The sequence below is a fragment of the Marinifilum sp. JC120 genome (assembly GCA_004923195.1).
GTDB lineage: Bacteria > Desulfobacterota > Desulfovibrionia > Desulfovibrionales > Desulfovibrionaceae > Maridesulfovibrio.
The window spans coordinates 16091-37695 of the sequence record RDSB01000026.1 but is presented as its reverse complement, the minus strand read 5'-3'; the positions used below and the strand labels follow the sequence as shown (position 1 = coordinate 37695).

Sequence of the window (21605 nt, the reverse complement as noted above, 5' to 3'; positions counted from 1 at the left end):
GGGCTTACGCACGCGCGCAAGCCCTGCCATACTCATTTACAATAGGTTGCCGACGTAGTTAAGCAGCCCGCCGGCTTTAATAATATCAAGTTCTTTTTTGGAAAGATCGTTTCTGACTTTGATTTCAATTCCATCAGCCATAGTAACGGCTTCTCCGCCGGGAGTGATGGAAGTGGTATCAATGGTCAATTTACTACCTTCCGACAGTTTGTCGTAATCACTCTTTTCAGAGAGTACAAGGGGTAGAATGCCAAAATTGATAAGATTTGCACGATGAATGCGTGCAAGAGACTTGGTAATAACGGCAACAACCCCGAGATGACGGGGGCCGAGTGCTGCATGTTCGCGGCTTGAACCCTGTCCGTAATTTTCACCGCCGAGGATGATTCCGTTGTCGGATTCTTTCATACGACCGACAAAACCTTCATCAACCCGGCTGAAAATATATTCACTGATTGCCGGGATGTTGGAACGAAGTGCTGTGATCTGCGCTCCGGCAGGAAGAATGTGGTCGGTGGTAATATCATCTTCGACCTTGAGGCGGATTTCAGAAGAAATCTCATCCGGCAATGCGGAGAAGGTCTCAAGGGGAATGATGTTCGGTCCGCGTACGATTTCAATTCCTTCCCTGTTTTCAGGGGGAAAGATGAACAGATGGCGAATAGAAGGAACATCGGCAGGAAAATCGATCTTGGCCGGAGGGGTTCCCCAAGTTGCCGGATCAGTAAATTCTCCTGCAAGGGCCAGTTTGGCTGCGGTCTGCGGGCTGGCAAGGTAAACCTGAGCATCCTGAGTTCCGCTGCGGCCTTCAAAGTTACGGTTGAAGGTACGCACGCTTACTCCGGCAGAAGTTGGTGAACCACCCATGCCGATGCAGGGGCCGCAGGTGCATTCAAGCAGCCTTGCGCCGGAATCAAGGAAGTTGCCGATCAGTCCGTCGGAAGCAAGCATTTTGAGAACCTGTTTGGAACCGGGAGAGATCATCAGATCCACACCTTCAGGCAACTGCTGGTCTTGCAGAATCAGTGCGGTTGTCTTCAGGTCGGAGTAAGAAGAGTTGGTGCAGGAACCGATGGCGGATTGATTGACTTTAAGGCCCGCAAGGGATTTTACGGTCACGACCCGGTCCGGCATATGCGGCTGGGCTACCAGCGGTTCAAGTTCGGAAAGGTTGATCTCAACTACTTCGGCGTAGGTTGCATCAGCATCGGCGATGAGTTCGGACCAGTCTTCTTCGCGGCCCATGGCCTTGAGGAAAGTCTTGGTATTTTCATCACTGGGGAAGATAGATGTGGTCGCACCCAGTTCCGCGCCCATGTTGGTGATAACCGCACGTTCAGGAACGGAAAGGGTTTGCACGCCTTTGCCTGCAAATTCAAACACAATACCCACGCCGCCCTTAACTGTTTTGAGTTCAAGCAGCTTGAGGATGATATCTTTGGCGGAAGCCCATCCGGTAAGTTTACCGGAAAGTTCCACTTTGACCACCTTAGGCATGGGGATAGAGTATGGCTGTCCGGCCATGGCCAAAGCAACGGAAAGTCCGCCTGCTCCCATGGCCAGCATGCCGAGTCCGCCAGCTGTGGGGGTGTGGCTGTCAGAGCCGATCAGGGTTTTGCCGGGTTTGGCAAAGTTTTCCAGATGCAGCTGGTGACAGATACCGGTGCCCGCAGGGGAGAAGACAACGCCGTGTTTGGCAGCTACAGTACGTAGATACTGATGGTCGTCGGGGTTGCGAAAACCCATTTGCAGGGTGTTGTGGTCCACGTAACTTACGGAAAGCTCGGTCTGGACCTTATCAATACCCATAGCTTCAAATTGTAGATAAGCCATGGTGCCGGTGGCATCCTGAGTTAGTGTTTGATCAATTCGTAGCCCGACTTCTGTTCCCGGCTTCATTTCGCCGTCCAAAAGGTGTGCTGATATGATCTTTTCAGTAATATTTAAACCCATGATACCTCCGGTGTGATTGTGCTTTTCATAAGCAGATTTGAAACTAAGTGTCCTGTTGTACGTAGCTATCCCGTGTACATCATAAAGTGCCCGCTAAAGCTGTTATGAGGGCGGGAGTCAGTTATCCTTCCATTCCGAGGCGCATTCGGTTGATTTTTCGTTGACGGATGTCAATCTCTGCTTCCAGACGAAGTTTATCTTGCTGAGATTCGAAGATTTCTTGGGCAAAAAAGATCCCTTCAGAAGGTTTTTCACTTGCAAACAGCGTTTTTACACGCTGTTTGCAAAGATCCAATTCCTTCTTAAAGTTTTCAATTTCAACTTCGATCTCAGGAATACTAATCGATTTTAATTCTTCTTCGGGTTGTTGATTCATCTTTTTTCCTAACTTCTGGGTCTTTAAGACCGTTGATTTCCGGCAGGCTGTTGTAGAGGGTCCAGAAACGAGGCCAGAGATCTGTCAGGTCGCCGGGGTTTTCAATGGCAATACCTGGACGAATCCAGGCCATAAGACCGAGAGCAATACCGAAGAAGGGAGAAGGTGCAAACCATGCTTCGTCCCATTTGAGTCTGCCGGGAATAACGGTCAGTTCTTCATCACCGCGCTGGTATCTGATGCCGAGGCGTTCGAGCAGTTCAATGCCCTGTTCGAACATAACGTCGTCAGCGATGTTGCTGACCTTGCATTCAGAGCGGGAGTTGACCGCGAGGGCAAGACCAATAGGAAAAAGGTTGTTTGCATTACCAAAATCAAAGGAAGCTTCAGCTGCGGTTTCACCCTTAGTTGCAGTGATGCCTTCTTTGGAAATTTTAATATCAACGCCACCGGCTTTAAGAGTCTGGAGTGCATCTTCGGCAACTGCGGACTTGGGCCAGTCTCCATTGATAGTTACCTGTCCGTCACTGAAAGCGGGGATGGCCAGCAGTGCGGCACAAAGTTCAGGCTCCAGTGCAATGGAAGGCTCTTCGGGAACAGTGATCTCCTTAGTCGCAGGAACACTGCATTCAGTCTCGCTCAACTTGGCTTTAATGCCGCATTCATTGAGTGCTGCAATGACTTCCTGAAGCAGATCTTTACCATGCCAGCCTTCTGCGAATTTGATGGTCAATCCCTGCGGATAGGTCCAGGCGGCAAGCGCAAGGGCAGCAACAAATTCAGCTGGAATATCATCTGAAATTTCAATTGATGAAGCCATGCGTCCGCCGCATTCGAGGCGAGCAGGCAATCCGTGGCTCTGGAGGTCAAGAGTATTGAGTCTTGCGCCCAGCGGAGAAAGAACTTCTGCGAGAGGGCGGGAATCATACTGCTTGAGGATAGGGCCGCCCGCAATCTTAAACTTGCCGATGGTTTTAAGACCAAAGGCAATGGCCAGGTACATGGTCATTGCATTATTACCGGCAAAGACGAGTTTGTCTTCGAATTCAATGCCGTCGCCAGCGCGGGATTCAACTGTGTCTCCGTCCCATGAAAGATGGGAGCCGGACTGATTAAAAGCCTTGATCAGTTCGGTTATTTCGTCATTGACGCACAAAGGTCCCATTTTGCTTTCAGCACCTGCTGCGGCACTGAGAGCGATCCAGAGTTTGGACTGGAACAGGGAGCCGGGGCCGTCAAAGGTTACATCAACTTGCTTATGAGGCGGAGAAAGAACATATGTAGAAAGCTTGCGGTTTTCCGGCTTGGCTACTGCTGCATAGGCAAGGTTGTTGAGCTGGTCGAAAACACGTCGTGCAGTTTTGAGATCAAATTTCTTACTGCTGGCTTCAGCGGACCATGTTTCAAATATACGTCTTTCCATGTCCGGATCACCAAGGGGCAGGCCTTTCTGCTTGCGCTTGGATGCGGCTTTACCCATAAGGTAATTCCTGCGGGATACGATGGAAAGAAGTCGTGAGTCCAGCTCTTTGATTTCGTCGAGCAGGGACTGTCTACGCGGTGCGGAGCCACCGGTCCGTTCAAATTTTTTATAATCGGGCATTTTTTTTTTTTTCCTGAAATGTAATATAGAGAAGTCCACTTTAATAGCGCGATTTAACGGGATGGGCAACCCCTCAGCTTGGAGGCCTAGAAAGACGTCTCTATCTGCCCGTAAAGAAAAGAAAAAGGGAGGAAGCGTTGCCGCTTCCTCCCTGAATATGCAAGTAGTAATACTACTTAAATTACATTGCGTCGCCGGAAGCTGCGCCCTGCATTTTGACTTCAACCTTTTCGGTGAGGCCTTCGTAGTATTCGCGGAGCTGTACGATAACTTCGTCACGACCGAAGTGATCTACGATTTCAGCGCCATCGGAGAGTGCTTTACGCAGCTTGGTACCGGAAAGGATAACGCGCTGGTCTTTGTCGTGAGGGCAGGTTCTCAGGGAAGCCATGCCGTCGCACTTGTAGCAGTAGAAAGTCCAGTCAATCTTCATGGGCTCGCAAAGCAGTGCTTTGCCGGGCTCAGGACAAGCTTCGGTTGCGTAAGGAATCTTGTCAAAGATATCCTGAGCTTCGAACAGACCGTAGAAGTCACCAACACCAGCGTGGTCACGACCGATCAGCATGCGGTTAACACCGTAGTTCTGACGGAAGGTAGCGTGGAGGAGGCCTTCACGGGGACCAGCGTAACGCATATCGAGGGGGTAACCAGCCTGGATAACGTTTTCTTTAACAAAGTAGTGCTCAACGAGAGTGTCGATAGCTTTAACGCGAACTTCAGCAGGAATGTCTCCTGGCTTGAGGTTACCGATCAGGGAGTGGATCAGACAACCGTCACATACTTCGATGGAGATCTTTGCGAGGAACTCGTGAGAGCGGTGCATGGGGTTACGGAGCTGGAGAGCGGAAACTGTGGACCAGCCTTTTTCGTCGAACATGGCACGAGTTTCTGCGGGGCGCAGGTAAACGCCTTTGTACTGCTCGGGGTATTCGCCTTCGGAGAGTACTTTAACGGGACCAGCGAGGTTGTATTTCTTCTGAGCCATAACCATCTGAACACCGGGGTGATCTTCAAGTGCGGTCTTCCAGAAGATGGAATCTTCAGATTCTTCGCCTTCACCTTTGAATACTTCGTAGCATTCCCATTTCTTGTCTTCTTCGGTCATTTCGTATTTTTCGGTGATCTGCATGGTAGCATATACTTCACCGTCGTTTACGAGAGCGATTTCGTCGCCGACTTTAACGCTTTCGTCGTCGGAGTCGAGGGTAACCGGAACAGGCCAGAAAGTGCCATCTTCCATGAGGAATTTTTCGCAAACGCCTTTCCAGTCTGCTTTACCCATGAAACCGTTCAGGGGAGAGAAACCACCACAACCCATCATGATGAGGTCGCCTTTAGCGCGGGCGGAAATTTCGATTTTGGGAAGATCAGCAGCTTTTTTCTGTTCTGCTGCGAGTTCTGCGCCTTCGAGAAGGCAGCATACAAGACCTTTACCACCGTGAGGGGCTACGAGCTTAGACATGTTTACGTCTCCTTGTAGTAATTATTTTTTCAACACCTTGGCCCTTCCGCAAGACCTCCGGAATTAGATCTTCGGCCTCCGGGTTTAGGATGGAGGCAACGCTTCATAGAAATGAGGCGGGTCTGCGGAACGAAATATAGTAAAAACCAATATCATGGAGTGAGCTTGTGGGATAGTCCAAAAACTCAATTTCTCCATAAAGCTTAAGAGGGGTTATGAATGGTTTGTGAAAGAAATGTCAAGGGCAAAATTGAAATGGAGTGAAATTTTTCACGTACACATTTATTGTGAGTGTTTGCTTTAGTCTGGGGTATTGCAAAAAAGTTTTTAATTATGTGGATTTAAATGAAAGTGCGATGAAAGTGGGTGTGGGGTGGGTGAGATGATGAAGTGATCTATTTGGCTTAGTTTAATGTGCGAGGGTGGGTACAAAGTGAGGGGGCATTTGTTTTAAATTAAGGTGGGGTTTTGTAGTTATCATATAAGATTGGGTTTGAATTTGAAATTTGTCTAGAGAAAATCAGGGGAAAGTCTACGTTGTTGCTGTGTAAAATCGGTTTGTTAGGTCAGTTGTGAAGAAAATCCCGCAATATGAAAAAAAGGCTTGCAATTAAAGGCTAGATTGAACTAAATACCAATCCATGATGGAACACATTATTGTTTTGTCGCGAATTTCCGAAGGCGCTTTTAAGTGTCTGGAAAGCTTGGCGGCTGTGTTTCAGGACCATTTATACAGCGGATTTGGAGTTAGCTTGTTCTAAATTTCACTTTCGCCTTGACACCGAGAATTGGGCTTGATAGTTACTATTTTCACGAGCCTGAAATATTAGGCTGTTATGAATGGTTTTTAGGATGTCGGTGATTGATAACATTAAACCCTTTTAGGAGGACTAGGTATGCCGACCTTTGTCAATCCGGAAAAGTGTGATGGCTGTAAAGGTGGAGAAAAGACCGCCTGCATGTACATCTGCCCTAACGATCTTATGATCCTGGACCCTGAAGAAATGCGCGCTTACAACCAGGAGCCTGAAGGCTGTTGGGAGTGCTATTCCTGCGTAAAAATTTGTCCCCAGGGCGCTATCGAAGCTCGCCCCTACGGTGACTTCGCACCCATGGGCGGTACTTCTATCCCCATGCGCTCTGCTGAAGACATCATGTGGACTGTGAAGTTCCGTAACGGTGACGTTAAGCGCTTCAAGTTCCCCATCCGTACTACACCTGAAGGTTCCATTAAACCTTATGAAGGTAAGCCCGAGCCGACTGACCTCGACAATGAACTTCTCTTCACCGAGACTGAGCTTACTACTCCTAAAGAAGTAGTTGGTCTTAAAGTTGATGTTGCCGATGCAGACAAAACTACTGCTTGGAAGGATCTGGATTAATTAATTCCCTTCTCTGAATTTGAAAGAAGTCGGACTTATTAATTCGTGCAATCAAAAACCTAAGTAAGGAGGAAACATGCCTCTTCTCCCTAGTAAAGAAGCCTCTAAAGGTGTTGCTCTCGCAGAACCTGAGCTTATAGAAAAAGACGTGGACCTGCTCCTCGTCGGTGGTGGTATGGGTAACTGCGGTGTTGCTTATGAAGCATGCCGTTGGATTGAAAAAGTTGGTGGCGACCTTTCCATCATGCTGCTTGATAAAGCTGCTATGGAACGTTCCGGTGCTATCGCACAGGGTCTGTCCGCTATTAACACATACCTCGGCGAAAACGATGCTGATGACTACGTACGCATGGTTCGTACTGACCTCATGGGCCTCGTTCGCGAAGACCTTATTTATGACCTCGGCCGTCACGTTGATGATTCCGTTCACCTTTTTGAAGAGTGGGGCCTTCCCTGCTGGATCAAAAAAGACGGTAAGAACCTCGACGGTGCAGCAGCTAAAGCAGCTGGTCTCTCCCTGCGTAACGGCGACGCTTGCGTTCGTTCCGGTCGCTGGCAGATGATGATTAACGGTGAGTCCTACAAGTGCATCGTCGCTGAAGCAGCTAAGCTCGCTCTCGGCGAAGACAACTACATGGAACGTATTTTCATCGTTAAAATGCTCCTCGACGCTAATGAGCCTAACCGCATCGCTGGTGCAGTTGGTTTCTCCACACGCGAAAACAAAGTATATGTTTTCAAATGTAACGCAGCTGTTGTAGCTTGTGGTGGTGCTGTAAACGTTTACCGTCCTCGCTCTACTGGTGAAGGTCTCGGTCGTGCATGGTACCCAGTATGGAACGCAGGTTCCACATACACCATGTGTGCACAGGTTGGCGCTGAAATGACCATGATGGAAAACCGTTTCGTACCCGCTCGTTTTAAAGACGGTTACGGTCCTGTTGGCGCATGGTTCCTGCTCTTCAAAGCTAAAGCTACCAACTACAAAGGCGAAGACTACTGCGTAACTAACCGCGCAATGCTCAAGCCTTACGAAGATCGCGGCTACGCTAAAGGACATGTTATTCCTACTTGTCTGCGTAACCACATGATGCTTCGCGAAATGCGTGAAGGCCGTGGCCCCATCTACATGGACACCGCTACCGCACTTCAGAACACATTCAAAGAGCTTTCACCTGCTGAGCAGAAACACCTCGAGTCCGAAGCTTGGGAAGATTTCCTCGACATGTGTGTTGGCCAGGCTAACCTCTGGGCTTGTCAGAACATCAAGCCTGAAGAGTCCGGCTCTGAAATTATGCCTACCGAACCTTACCTCCTCGGCTCCCACTCCGGTTGCTGTGGTATCTGGACTTCCGGTCCTGATGAAGAATGGGTTCCTGAAGATTACAAAGTGAAAGCTGACAACGGTAAAGTCTACAACCGTATGACTACTGTTAACGGCCTCTGGACATGTGCTGACGGTGTTGGCGCTTCCGGTCACAAGTTCTCCTCCGGTTCTCACGCTGAAGGTCGTATCGTTGGTAAGCAGATGGTACGCTGGTGTGTAGATCACAAAGACTTCAAGCCGACTCTGAAAATTGACGGCCCTGCTCTTTTGAAAGAAATCTACCAGCCTTGGTACACCTACGAAGAAGGTAAAGCTCTCTCTACCGACCCCGTAGTTAACCCCAACTACATCACTCCTAAGAACTTCATGATGCGCCTGATGAAGGCTACTGATGAATACGGTGGTGGTGTTGGTACCATGTACGTGACTTCCAAGTCCCTGCTGCACACTGGTTTCCATCTCCTCGAAATGCTCGAAGAAGATTCCAGAAAACTGGCTGCTCGTGACCTCCACGAACTCATGCGTTGTTGGGAACAGTTCCACAGACTGTGGACTGTACGCCTGCACATGCAGCACATTGAATTCCGTGAAGAGTCCCGTTACCCCGGTTTCTACTACCGTGGTGACTTCATGGGTCTCGATGACTCCAAGTGGAAATGCTTCGTCAACTCCAAGTATGACGTAGAAAAAGGCGAAACTAACGTCTTCAAAAAAGCATACCACCAGATCATCCCCACTGAATAAGCCGGGTATGACAATAAGCGGCTGCGGGTCTTACGGCCCGCAGCCGTTCTACTCTGGTTAATGCGCTGAAATGGTCTGAATCCGAATTGCGACCTGCGCGGTCGGTGTCCGGGTTTGGGCCATTTTATGGCTTGGGCCTCAAAGAGTTCAGGAGGATAGAGAATGTCAAATAGCATACTTGTCGTAGGCGGCGGGTTCAGTGGTATAACTACTGCACTCGAAGCCGCTGAAGTAGGCCATGAAGTCTTCATCGTGGAGAAGGCGCCTTATCTGGGTGGCCGGGTGATGCAGCTGAATAAATATTTTCCGAAGCTGTGTCCTCCTTCCTGCGGACTGGAGATTCAGTTTCAGAGAATCAAAAACAATAAGAACGTAAAGTTCTTTACCTTGGCTGAAGTGGAATCCATTGGCGGTTCCAAAGGCAATTACGAAGTCAAGGTTCGCATCAAACCCAGATACGTGGGTCCCGGTAGTGTTGATCTCACTGAAGTTATCGAGAAATTGTCTAACGACATTACCGATGAGTTCGAGTTCAAACTCTGTGACCGCAAGGCTCTTTACATGGACGTTCCCTTTGCGTTTCCCGCAAGGTACGTTCTTGAAAAAGAAAATTGCACCGATGAAGACCTCAAGATCCTCGGTGAGATCGATGCTATCGATCTTAAAGAAGAGGAAAAGGTCATCACACTTAACGTCGGTTCCATCGTCTACGCTACCGGCTGGAAGCCTTACGATGTTACCAAACTTTCCAACCTCGGCGCAGGTACTGTAAAGAACTGTATTTCCAACATGGCGATGGAAAGACTTGCAGCTCCGAGCGGACCTACCGACGGTCAGATTGTGCGCCCCTCTGATGGTGCACAGCCCAAAAACATCGCATTCGTACAATGTGCGGGTTCCCGCGATGAAAACCACCTCAATTTCTGTTCATACATCTGTTGCATGGCTTCTCTGAAGCAGGCCGCTTATGTACGTGAACAGTATCCCGATGCAAAGGTTACCATTTATTACATCGACCTGCGTACTCCGGGACGTTACGACAAGTTTGCCAAGCGCATTCTTTCCGATGACAAGATCAATGCCGTTAAAGGTAAGGTCGCTGATGTTATCGAAGAGTCCGGTTCCGGCAATGTTCTCGTCACTGTTGAGGATGCAGAAACCGGTATCAAAGCCCAGAACGAGCATGATCTCGTAGTGCTGGCTACTGGTATGCAGCCTAGTCTGGCAGGTACCCCGGTTCCTTCCGGAGTACAGGTTGACGATCAAGGCTTTATTGTCGGCGGTGAGGAACAAGGCATTTTCGCTGCCGGGTGTGCAAAGCAGCCTCTGGATGTCATGAAGACAGCCCAGTCTGGTACTGCTGCCGCTCTCAAAGCGATCCAAACGGTCATAGGGAGGTAAGTCGACATGCCCGAAAAAATCGGTGTTTATTTCGACCAAGCGAGCGTATCTCCTTACCTTAACGCTGAAGAAATGGCTGAACAGGTCGGTCGCGTTTACGCGAACGAATGTCCGGTCGTAAAGGTGCATCCGCGCCTTAACAGCGAGGAAGGAAGAAAGCTCATTCAGGAAGATATCGACGCTGGCAGCGTTGACGCAGTATGTATCTGCGGCACTAGCCCTCGCGTTGACTGGGATATTTTCGACTTCGACGGTGTCGCAGTTGAACGAGTCAACCTGCGTGAACAGTGCATCAAGGTTTTCAGGAATCCCGACGGCACCATGCCTGATCCTAACGGCGAAATTCCTGAGCTCCTCACAATAATGGCAAACGAATACGTCAAAATGGGTGTCACCAAGCTGCTCAAGACAAACGAGCAGGAATCTCAGGCTTTTGATGCCAATAAGGTAGTCATGGTCATGGGTGGTGGTTTCACCGGTCTTACCGCAGCAATTTACGCTGCCAAGACCAACCACGACGTAATTCTGGTGGAAAAGGAAGCCGACCTTGGTGGTAAGGCTGCTGGAATGTACAAAACATTTCCCCTTTCCTACCCCTATACTGAAGCACATGAAACCGGAATCGAGGCTCTGATCTCTGAAGTTCAGTCCAATTCCAGAATCAAAGTGCTCACCTCCGCACAACTCGAAGCTCTCGAAGGCGCTCCCGGACAGTACACTGCTAAAGTGAAAGTCGGTGGCTCCGTTGAAGAGATGCCTGTTGGCGCATGTGTTCTGGCTACCGGTTGGGTACCTCAGGATACTAAATACGTAGAGCCTATGGGTTATGGTTCTTCCAAGGTTGTGACTGCTGCTGAATTTGAAGCGATGGTTAAGGAAGGCAAAATGACTGCTAAGTCTGTTGCCTTTGTTCTTGATACCCGCCTCAGTGAAGCAGAATTCGCAGCTCAGGAAGACGCATACGCAAACCGTTCCGAAGAAGAGGTCGCAGCAGCTGATGCTGCCGCAGCTGAAGCAGCTGAAGGTGAAGAAGAGGAAAAATTTGTCTATGAAGACATGGAATCCTACAAGCACCTTCCTTATACTTCTGAGCTGAGCAGTTTGGTAGCCCTCAAACAGGCTAACTACGTTCGCGAAATGAATGAAGACGCAGTTGCTTACATCATCTACGATCACATGATGGTCCCCGGTGTAAACGAGCGTTATTACCGTGCAGCACAGGACAATCCCGGCGTAATGCTGACCAAGGGTACCGTTACTTCCATTAAGGAAGAGGGTGCCGGAATGGTCATCGCCGCGGAGAACACACTGCTGGGCGAAAATATTGAAATCGAAGCTGAACTGGTTGTTGTTCCTACCGGTATGGTACCCACCACCGCGCATGATCCGACCATCAACCTCGTATACAGACAGGGTCCTGCATTTCCCGATCTCCAGCAGTTCGATGGATACGCAGACTCTAACTACATCTGCTTTCCCTACGAAACACGCCGTACCGGTATTTACGCCGCAGGTTGTGTCCGTCAGCCCATGTCCATGGGTCTGGCTCGTGAGGATGCAGCAGGTGCTGTGCTGAAAGCGATTCAGTGCATCAACTCCGCTAATCACGGCGTTGCTGTCCACCCCCGCTCCGGTGACAACACCTATCCTGTTTTCAACTTCATGCGCTGCACACAGTGTAAGCGTTGTACCGAGGAATGTCCCTTCGGCGCACTTGATGATGATGAAAAAGGTACACCAATGCCGAATCCTTCCCGTTGCCGCCGCTGTGGTACCTGCATGGGTGCCTGCCCTGAGCGCGTAATCGGATTCGACAATTACAACATCGATATGATCGGTTCCATGATCAAACAGGTTAACGTACCTGATGATATGGAAGCTGACGGTCCCCGTTTTATCGTTCTGGCTTGCGAAAACGATGCCTACCCGGCACTCGATATGGCAGCTATGCGCGGTAAAGGCTGGTCTCCTTACGTTCGTGTTGTTCCCGTCCGTTGCCTCGGCTCTGTGAACACCATCTGGATTGCTGATGCAATGTCCAAGGGTATTGACGGAGTTCTTCTGCTCGGTTGTAAGTACGGTGAAGACTACCAGTGCCACTTCATGAAGGGTTCTGAGCTTTGTAACCGCCGTATGGAAAACGTCGCTGATTCTCTGAACAGACTTGGCGTTGAACCCGAACGTGTTGTACAGGCTGAACTTGCCATCGACGAATATGACAAAGTACCCGATATGATCGATACCTTTGTTAATGAGATGATCAAGATCGGTCCTAACCCGTTCAAGGGCTACTAGGAGGTAGACGCGACATGGAAAAAGATATTCGCATTAAACCGGATCTTCAGTTCATCAAAGAACTGCAGGAAGTCGGTGGCGAAAGCCTCAAGAAGTGCTATCAGTGCGCAACTTGCTCTGTAGCCTGTCCCCTCTCGCCTGCCGACAACCCTTACCCGCGTAAGGAAATGGTCTGGGCTCAGTGGGGCCTTAAAGATAAACTCGAAAGTGACATCGATATCTGGCTGTGTCATAACTGCGGTACCTGTTCCGACCTGTGCCCCCGCGGCGCACGTCCTGCAGATTTGCTCGCAGGTATGCGTAACATGGCCTACAAGAAGATGATGACTCCTACCATCATCGGTGAATGGATGAGTTCTCCCAAGCATCTGCCTAAACTGATTGCTATTCCCGCAGCTATTTATATGCTGATCTGGATTATCAGAAGCATGATTCTCGGTTCAGCTTTTCCCACTACCGAAGATGGTGATATCGTCTACGGACTGCTGTTTCCCGGCGATTATACCATTGACCCTATCTTCATGATTGCCTTTGGCTTCATGGCTTGGACCTTCTATAAAGGGGTGAAAAACCTCATCGCATCCTTTAAGGATCAGCCGAAGGTCTTTGCTATAGGTGACAAATCTGAAAAGCCCAGCATGCTGGAGTGCTTCATCGACGTTTGCAAAAACGAACTGCTGACTCACTCCAAGTGGAAAGAATGCGGTGAAACCGACGAAGCTGACGAACAGAAGTTCAACGGCCACCGTTTTATCATGGTTGCATTTATCTGCCTGATGGTCGTTACCGGTGTGGTTGCAGTAACCCACTGGGGTGGAAAGATTATTCCTTTCCTCAGTGCCATTGGTCATACTCCCATGCCGCTGTGGCACCCGGTTAAGATTCTGGCCAACGTTGGTGCGGTACTGCTCGTATACTCGCTGGTACTGCTTACTAAGCGTCGTTTGAATCAGGATCAGGATGTACATGGTTCCAGTTATTATGATTGGTACCTGCTCGGCCTGATCTGGACTATCGCCGTATCTGGCGTAATGTGCGAAATCCTGCGTCTTCTCGGCGTGGCCATTCTCGCATACCCCATGTACTACGTGCATTTGATCGCCGTATTCATGATGTTTGTCTATCTGCCGTGGTCCAAGCTCGGACACCTTGTCTACAGGACCGCAGCTTTAACTTATGCAAGATACATCGGCCGTCTGCCCATGCCGGTCCGTGAAGAAAAGACTTTTACTCTGTAATAGAGCAAGGAGGAACTAACCATGTCTGAAGCACGCAAAACTTTCCCCATGAGCACTTTTGTGTCCTATATTAAGGGTGGCGAAAGCAACAACTCTGTTCAGGAACTTCTGGGCTACATGACTCAGAAAGACATTGATGCTGAATTCGAACCTTTTGCAGCCGCACTTGCAAAAGCATGGATCTACGAGCAGCATCCCGAACTGGCTAAAATGAAAACCGGTCAGGTTTCCGGTCTTGGCGAAAACGTATCTGTTGGCGCTCTTCCCGGTGATGTTATGACTCAGGTTGACGCTATCTTCGGAAAGCTCGCTGAATACCGCTCCAGCGTTTCTGATCAGGCTGCTAAGATTCAGGAACTTGAAACTAAACTTGCTGCAGCTGAAGGCAAACTCGGTGAAACCGAAAAAGGCCTCGCTGAGTTCAAAGGCAAGTGTGAAGCTTTTGAAGCTGCTGGTAAAGACGAAGGCGATAAAGTCATCGTTTCTTCCCAGGCAAAAGTTGAAGAGTACATCGGCAAGGTTGATGAACTTCTCAACATGATCGAAGATGTTAAAAAGCACGGTGTTGTAACCGTTGCTGCCGGTGCTGTTGCTGAAGGCGCTGCTCCTGCTGATGCAGGTTCCGCTGGTGCTCCCGCAACCGGTGGTGCACCTGCTGAAGACTTCGGTTTTGGTTCCGACCCCTTCGCTGACGAAGGTTGGTAGGCCGCTTAAGCCTGTAGCTTCATTTAATTGAAGTATGTGAGGCCCTGTCCGCTTGGCGGACAGGGCCTCTTTTTTTTACCAAAGTCTGACAGAATAAAATTTTTATTGAAAAAAATTACATAAGTAGGAAGCTGTTTAATGCGGGATAGATAGTGTTGTGATCGTATACTTGAAAAAACTCGAACTTAATTCATGAAACGTTTGTTTTGAGAGACGAAATGTCAGCTAAAGCCAGTCCTGCAATGATTTAAATTGAAATTAGCCAAATATGGAAAATAGTGCTAAATCTATGGACAATTTTGTAAGCAAAAAAAGACTTTTATTAAACATTATAATCTGTATGATTAGATGTGAATCAGCAGTTATAGATACAAATGTTAATGAAAAGTACTAGAATACAGAACATAGTTATATTTGTGTTCTGCTGTTTTTTGATCAGGTGATCAACTGTATTGCTATAAAGTTACTTTAGTTACTGATTCTGCAATCAGTTGTATGTTTTAATTCGCAGTAAAACATTGTTGATACGAATATTAATTCTTTAGATCGAGTTAGTAAGGAATAAAAATCTCCTTCTGTCTTGATCTTAAGAAGAATAATGTGTATAGGTATGTCCAATATGGCAGAACTTCATTTACACGACGTGAGCGTCCGCTTCGGTGGACTGCAGGCTTTGGCAGAGGTTAACTTCTCTCTCATGCCGGGAGAGATTGTGGGACTTATTGGTCCTAACGGCGCTGGCAAAACTACAGTCTTCAACGTGATAACCGGGGTCTATTCGGCTTCCGGGGGCCACGTGGAGTACAACGGCGAAAATCTTACCGGGCTTAAGCCGTACCAGGTGCTTCATAAAGGCATTGCCAGAACCTTTCAGAATATTCGTCTGTTCCAGAACATGACCGCCCTTGAAAATGTAATGGTAGCTCAACACTCCCGCTCTTCATGCGGAGTTTTCGGCGCTGTTTTCCGCACTCCGGCCCAGAAGAGGGAAGAGGCGCGCATCAAGGAGAAGGCCATGGAGGAACTCCGTTTCGCGGAGTTGGATGAATTTGCTGATGAGGTTGCGTCAAGTCTTCCATACGGTCATCAGAGACGGCTTGAAATAGCCAGAGCACTGGCTTCAGAGCCTAGCTCTATTCTGCTTGACGAACCTGCCGCCGGTCTGAACCCGGCGGAAAGTTCAGAGTTGATGGAAACTATCAGCAAAATCTCAGAAAGGGGCATCAACGTGCTTATGGTGGAGCATGACATGAAAGTTGTCATGGGCATCTGCCAACGTTTGGTGGTTCTTGATCACGGAGTAATGATTGCAAAGGGGAACCCTGAAGAAATTCAGAAAAATCCTGCTGTAATTGAGGCATATCTGGGTAACTAACCTTATTCACTTTAGGGAGGCTCATTTTATGAAACGTTCTATCATGACAGTAATGCTTGTCGCAGCTATTCTTATGCTGGGTGCAGGCATGGTTTTCGCGAAAACCCTCAAAGTCGGAACCATGGGACCGCTGACTGGACCCTACGCCGCTGACGGTAACGACATTAAAAACGGTGTTCTCACCGCAATGGAAGTAGTCAAAGCAAACGGAGGAATTCCCGGCTTCGACAACATTGAGGTTATGCCTCAGGATACCGCATGCGAACCCCGTCAGGCTGTTGCAACCGCTAACAAGCTGATTAACGAAGAAGCGAACGGCGTTATTGGCGCATATTGCTCTAGCGCAACCCTGCCCGCATCAGAAGTTCTTGATGAAGAATCCATAGTCATGATCACCCCGGCCTCCACTAACGAAAGGGTTACCTCCCGCGGATTGCCTTATATGTTCCGCATGTGCGGACGGGATGACGATCAGGGCGCTATCGCGCTCAAGTTCATGCAGGATAAGATTGGTGCTAAGTCCGTATACATTGTTGATGATAAGACAGCCTACTCTCAGGGTCTTGCAGACGGTGTTGAAAAGATGTGTAAAGCTGCCGGAATCAAGGTTCTCGGTCACGAGCACGTTAACCAGGGCGATAAAGACTTTTCCGCTATCCTGACCAAAGTTAAAACTACCAAGCCTGATGTGTTCTACATGTCCATGCAGAACTCAGCCACCGGTGCACTGATGCTTATTCAAGCTAAGCGTATGGGAATCAAGGCTGTCCGTCTGGCTCAGGATGCTGTTTACCATCCGCAGCTTATTGAAATTGCAAAAGACGCTGCTGAAGATGTTTACCTGACCTTTGGTTACATTGACAACAACGCTCCTGCTTATAAAGAATTCTACGCCAAATACCAGCCCAAGTACGGTGAGCCCGGTGCATACTCCGGTTATGCATATGACTCCGCCATGGCTTATTTCAAGGCTGTTAAGGCTGCCGGTTCTACCGATCCTGAAAAAGTTAAAGCTGAACTCATGAAGCTTGATTACGATGGTGCAACCAAGCACATCAAGTTCAAGTCCAACGGAGACTCCGGCTCCAACTACATTATCCGTAAGGTTGATAACGGCAAGTTCATCAACTACTGGAACCCTGCAACCGGTCAGCTCTACTAGAAGTCAAACAAGTGTCGGTCCCTGCCCGTAGTGGCAGGGACCATTACGTACAGCCCCCGGAAATCCATGGAATATTTTTTTCAGCAACTCATCAACGGTATTACCCTCGGCAGTGTCTACGCACTGATCGCACTGGGCTATACCATGGTGTACGGCATCATCCAGCTCATTAACTTCGCCCACGGGGAGTTCTTTGCAGCTGGCGGTTACGTCGGTGTGATCTTCATGAGCTACCTGCTCGCACAGGGTGCTCCGGCATGGGTCTGCCTGTCCGGTTCGCTTATTCTGGCTATGGCCTACTGCGCTATGCTGGCTATGGCTGTGGAGAAGGTGGCTTATAAACCTTTGCGTAGCTCTTCAAGGCTCTCAGTGCTTCTTTCTGCACTGGGTATGTCCATTTTCTTGCAGAATGGTTTGATGCTCACTCAGGGTGTATATGACAGGCCCTATCCCACCGAATTGACACAGGGTGGATTTGAGTTCGGAACAGTAATGCTGTCTTATATGCAGCTTTTTATTGTCAGTCTGACCGCCTTCCTGCTGGTGGCTCTAAATTTTCTGGTCTTCAAGACTCGCATCGGTAAAGCCATGCGCTCCACAGCTCAGGATAAGATTATGTCCGCGCTGGTGGGGATCAATTCCAACCGTATTATCAGCCTTACTTTCGCCATCGGTGCGGGGCTGGCTGCTGCGGCGGGGATCATGGTCGGCCTCTACTACGGCTCGGTGCGTTACGACATGGGTTTTGTACCGGGGATCAAAGCTTTTGCCGCCGCTGTACTGGGCGGAATCGGCAACATTACCGGGGCAATGATCGGTGGATTTATCATCGGCATGGTCGAGATCTTTGCCGCAGGTTATATTTCCGGTGAGTACAAGGATGTGTTTGCATTCTTGATTCTTATCGGAGTGCTTTATTTCAGACCTTCAGGAATCATGGGAGAGAACGTTGACGATACCAGAGTTTAAAAAACACTGGACTTCTTTAGGCGTTGGGATGATCTGGCTCTTCGTCCTGCTCTGGCCTCTGTTGGGGGTCAAGCCTGAAGGATTGGAAGTGGCAAGAACTTTTTCAGTCTGGTGGAAGATTGCCGCCGGGTGTTCGTTTCTTCTTGTCTTAAGGCAATTGAACAGCATCGGTGCATTCAATTTTATCACCAAGCCTGCTGGTTCGGTTGTGGGGGGAGTGCAAAAGGCAACATCTACTCTGCCTTTTGCGGTTTGGGCGTTTGTCATCCTTGCCTTCGCTTGTGCTTATCCTCATCTCTTCGGACGCTATGCGCAGGATGTAGCCATTAACTGCATGATTTACATCTGCCTTGGGCTCGGCTTGAATATTGTGGTCGGCCTAGCAGGTATGCTCGATCTCGGTTATATCGCATTTTATGGATTGGGCGCATATACTTATGCTCTGCTGTCCATACATTTTCAGCTGGCCTTCTGGATCTGTCTGCCTATTAGTGCTGGCGTTGCCGGATTGGGAGCCTGTATAATCGGTTACTGCTCCATGCGTATGCGTGGTGACTATCTGGCTATTGTTACCCTCGGTTTTGCAGAAATCGTGCGTATGGTGCTCAACAACTGGATGAGTCTTACCAACGGTCCCAACGGGATTACCGGGATTAAAGCCCCGGGCGTTTACTGGCCTGATTTTGCCAACGGTATGACTCTAGAGCATCTCTGGCTCAAGAAACTTTCCCTGATTTATTATGTTATTCTTGTTCTGGTGGTATTTACCATCATCGCAGTCTACCGTTTAAATCATTCCCGTATCGGACGCGCATGGGAAGCCATCCGTGAGGATGAAACCGCTGCCGAGGTAATGGGAATCCCAACATTTTATATGAAATTGCTGGCTTATTGTTCCGGTGCTTGCTTCGGCGGCATGGCCGGTGCTTTTTACGCCGCTCGGATGCGCTTTGTCAGCCCGGAATCATTCACCTTCCTTGAATCGGCAATGGTTCTTTCCATGGTTGTTCTGGGCGGTATGGGGTCAATCCCCGGTGTTATCCTTGGCGCGCTGGCCCTGATTGCTCTGCCGGAGATTTTCAGGGATTTCGAACTCTATCGCATGCTTGTATTTGGTGGTGTCATGACTCTGATGATGCTCTTCAGACCGCAGGGTTTGTTGCCTCCCAAGCGTAGAATGAAGGCAAATAAGGATTAAGCCATGTCAGAACCTATCTTAGAACTTCGTGATATCCATGCGGGATATGGCAGTATCAAGGCCCTGAAGGGGATCAGCATCAAGGTTATGGAAGGGGAAATCGTTTCCATAATCGGTGCTAACGGTGCCGGGAAATCCACAACCCTAATGACCATCTGCAACATAGTTGAGGCTACCGCAGGAGATATTTACTACAAGGGCGAACGCATCAATAAAGTGGCCTCGGACCGTTTGCCTTCCATGGGGCTATGTCAGGTTCCTGAAGGAAGGCGTATCTTTCCGAGACTGACCATTGAAGAAAATCTCGATATGGGTGCCTTCTTCCGTAGCGATAATGAAATCACTGATGATATGGAACGGGTCTTTGCCATGTTTCCCATTTTGCGGGAAAGGCGCAGGCAGGCCGGAGGAACTCTATCCGGTGGTGAGCAGCAGATGCTGGCCATTGGTAGGGCTCTTATGAGCCGCCCCAAGGTCTTGCTGCTGGATGAACCTTCGCTTGGGCTCGCGCCACTTATCGTTAAGCAAATCTTTAGTATCATTAAAGAGATCAATAAGCTTGGAACGACGGTAATTCTGGTGGAGCAGAACGCCAAGGTCGCCCTAAGCATGGCCCACCGCGGCTATGTTCTGGAAACCGGAAACGTGGTTATGGAAGATGAAGCCTCAAAGCTTCTTAATAACCCGGACATCCAGAAGGCATATCTCGGCGAATAATAAATAATAGACTTGAACGTTGAATCCCTCTGAAAGTTCTTTCAGGGGGATTCGTTTTTTTAGAGCAATGTCTAAAAGAGTTTAGACAGTTTTTGTGGGCTATGCTATACATTGTATAATGATATCTAGGTCTCGAGTAACGAGGTAGCGGTGTTTGTAAAACGGTTTAACTTTACTAATACATTTCTTTTTTGGGGAGCAGTTTTAATTTTATTATTTTTGCTCTCTTCGGCTGTGCGTATTGCAACCGCAGAGGATGTGGTCACTGTTGCAACCGGGGAGTGGGCTCCTTATGTAACTGCCGAAGCTGGCGGGGGAGGGATGAGCTATGAAATTGTCTCTGCTGCCATGGAAAGAGCGGAACTAACTGCCAAGTATGAATATTATCCCTGGAAGCGAGCATTATTGACTCTTAAAAGTGGTATGGCAATGGCTTCGTTTCCTTGGATCAAGATGTCTGATCGGGAAGAGTTTGCTCTATACTCAGCTCCCTTGCATAGCCGTTCAGTCAGGTTATTTTATTACCGAAAATTTTATTCAGAAGGCGAAGTGAAAAGGGAAGTAGAGAATGGTGTTCAAAACGGGGACAAGTATAGCATAGGTGTTGTTCGGGGGTATGCTCAGGTTGATCAATACCGTAAGATGGGATTTAATATAGTTATAGTCCCTGATAATGAAATGGGCATGCAAAAGTTGGTGCGTGGGCATATTGCTTTGATGAGTGAAAGTCGTGCTGTCGGGTACGACTTGATCAGGAAATTGTTTCCAGCCCAGCAGTCTCTTTTCGGTTCTGTTCCCGCTCCAGTAAAAGCTGAGAGTCTTTATATGTTGTTCACAAGAAAAAACAAGGAAAGCAGTGAACTGGTACGCAGGTTTAATCAAGGCTTGCAGGACATAAAAGAAGACGGGACTTTTGACCGGATAGTGGAGAAGTATGGATTGCATTAAGCATAATCCTGTTTTTTTAGATTGCTGGAAATGATAGGATTAATATGGTTTTAACTGAGTGGCGCAACTAAAAGCTTGCCCTGAATACGGTCTTTATGTTTAAGTTGTTTTCAAAATAAAATCAGTAATTCTTATCCAAATATCTGGAGGCAGATTATGGCTAAAAAAGTAGTGATTGATCAGGACGAGTGTATTGGTTGCGAAACCTGTGTGGAGCTTTGTCCCGAAGTCTTTGCCCTTGATTCAGAAGGGGAAAAGGCGGAGGTGATTAAAGAGGAAGCAGTTGACCTTGAATGTGTTGCGGAATCGATAGATACCTGTCCGGTTGAATGTATTATGATAGAATGATTCGATTTTTCATATGTGTATTTTGTTAAGACGCCTTTAGGGGCGTCTTTTTTTTAAGAAATAGAAAACTGTTTCCATTCAGTTCGACAGTATTGCAGAGGATTCGTACAAGAAAACTGCAAGTCAGGAATTGAAACTGATAAAAAACATATTTCGTAAATTTAAAAAATGCTGAGAATGTAAGTTGGTTTGTGAGCGACGGAATATGGACGGTTGATCTTTTAATTTAGGGCTGACAGTCCCATCATTTATACATACGCACTTTAAATTATGCACTAACTTACAAAGGGTACTTATTTTGCTTATCCCGAATGTGGGTAGCATGTTTGCTTAGCCCCGTAGCTGTGCAGGTTCCCGGCAAAACGCCGAGCTTGCCAAGAAGCGGATTAGTGCATAAATAGG

At 48.3% G+C, this 21605-nt stretch carries 17 protein-coding genes; 13 read left to right on the top strand and 4 right to left on the bottom strand.

Annotated features, from left to right (window positions below):
- Positions 1-36 precede the first annotated feature (36 nt).
- The 4 genes from D0S45_18735 to sat all read right to left on the bottom strand — a co-directional run bounded on the left by D0S45_18735 (position 37) and on the right by sat (position 5394).
- Positions 37-1953: an aconitate hydratase gene (locus D0S45_18735; GenBank protein ID TIH12258.1), complete on the bottom strand. Its 1917-nt coding sequence runs from the start codon at positions 1951-1953 to the stop codon at positions 37-39.
- A gap of 121 nt (positions 1954-2074) precedes the next feature.
- The gene (locus D0S45_18730) at positions 2075-2329 is read right to left on the bottom strand and encodes a hypothetical protein (protein ID TIH12257.1); all 255 of its coding nucleotides are present in this window, start codon (positions 2327-2329) and stop codon (positions 2075-2077) included.
- Positions 2292-3932 carry a 5-enolpyruvylshikimate-3-phosphate synthase gene (locus D0S45_18725; protein TIH12256.1) on the bottom strand — a complete coding sequence of 547 codons (1641 nt, stop codon included), beginning with the start codon at positions 3930-3932 and terminating at the stop codon, positions 2292-2294. Before D0S45_18725 ends, D0S45_18730 begins: the two co-directional genes overlap by 38 nt.
- Before the next feature lie 181 nt (positions 3933-4113).
- On the bottom strand, positions 4114-5394 hold the full coding sequence (gene sat / locus D0S45_18720) for a sulfate adenylyltransferase (protein TIH12255.1): 1281 nt from the start codon (positions 5392-5394) through the stop codon (positions 4114-4116).
- A gap of 896 nt (positions 5395-6290) precedes the next feature.
- Between sat and aprB the strand changes: the two genes are divergently transcribed.
- The 13 genes from aprB (at position 6291) to D0S45_18655 (ending at position 21203) form a co-directional block, all read left to right on the top strand.
- A complete protein-coding gene (aprB, locus tag D0S45_18715) occupies positions 6291-6776 on the top strand; it encodes an adenylyl-sulfate reductase subunit beta (GenBank protein ID TIH12254.1) in 486 nt (161 codons plus the stop codon).
- A 76-nt stretch (positions 6777-6852) separates the two neighbouring features.
- Positions 6853-8847, top strand: a complete 1995-nt coding sequence (locus D0S45_18710) for an adenylyl-sulfate reductase subunit alpha (protein TIH12253.1) — start codon at positions 6853-6855, stop codon at positions 8845-8847.
- A gap of 162 nt (positions 8848-9009) precedes the next feature.
- Positions 9010-10248, top strand: coding sequence for a CoB--CoM heterodisulfide reductase iron-sulfur subunit A family protein (locus D0S45_18705; GenBank protein ID TIH12252.1), 1239 nt, complete (start codon positions 9010-9012; stop codon positions 10246-10248).
- 6 nt (positions 10249-10254) lie between these two features.
- Complete coding sequence (locus tag D0S45_18700) at positions 10255-12543, top strand: hydrogenase iron-sulfur subunit (GenBank protein TIH12251.1); 2289 nt, start codon at positions 10255-10257, stop codon at positions 12541-12543.
- Between the two features lie 14 nt (positions 12544-12557).
- The gene (locus D0S45_18695) at positions 12558-13781 is read left to right on the top strand and encodes a heterodisulfide reductase subunit E (protein ID TIH12250.1); all 1224 of its coding nucleotides are present in this window, start codon (positions 12558-12560) and stop codon (positions 13779-13781) included.
- A 21-nt stretch (positions 13782-13802) separates the two neighbouring features.
- A complete protein-coding gene (locus D0S45_18690) occupies positions 13803-14486 on the top strand; it encodes a hypothetical protein (GenBank protein TIH12249.1) in 684 nt (227 codons plus the stop codon).
- A 619-nt stretch (positions 14487-15105) separates the two neighbouring features.
- Positions 15106-15861, top strand: a complete 756-nt coding sequence (locus D0S45_18685; protein ID TIH12270.1) for an ABC transporter ATP-binding protein — start codon at positions 15106-15108, stop codon at positions 15859-15861.
- A 28-nt stretch (positions 15862-15889) separates the two neighbouring features.
- Entirely contained in the window at positions 15890-17023 is a 1134-nt protein-coding gene (locus D0S45_18680; GenBank protein TIH12248.1) for a branched-chain amino acid ABC transporter substrate-binding protein, read from the top strand.
- Positions 17024-17089: 66 nt separating this feature from the next.
- Entirely contained in the window at positions 17090-17992 is a 903-nt protein-coding gene (locus tag D0S45_18675) for a branched-chain amino acid ABC transporter permease (protein TIH12247.1), read from the top strand.
- Between the two features lie 28 nt (positions 17993-18020).
- On the top strand, positions 18021-19190 hold the full coding sequence (locus D0S45_18670; GenBank protein TIH12246.1) for a branched-chain amino acid ABC transporter permease: 1170 nt from the start codon (positions 18021-18023) through the stop codon (positions 19188-19190).
- 3 nt (positions 19191-19193) lie between these two features.
- Positions 19194-19907 carry an ABC transporter ATP-binding protein gene (locus D0S45_18665; protein ID TIH12245.1) on the top strand — a complete coding sequence of 238 codons (714 nt, stop codon included), beginning with the start codon at positions 19194-19196 and terminating at the stop codon, positions 19905-19907.
- A gap of 150 nt (positions 19908-20057) precedes the next feature.
- Complete coding sequence (locus tag D0S45_18660; GenBank protein ID TIH12244.1) at positions 20058-20855, top strand: hypothetical protein; 798 nt, start codon at positions 20058-20060, stop codon at positions 20853-20855.
- A 156-nt stretch (positions 20856-21011) separates the two neighbouring features.
- Entirely contained in the window at positions 21012-21203 is a 192-nt protein-coding gene (locus D0S45_18655; protein ID TIH12243.1) for a ferredoxin, read from the top strand.
- The last annotated feature ends 402 nt before the right edge of the window (positions 21204-21605 follow it).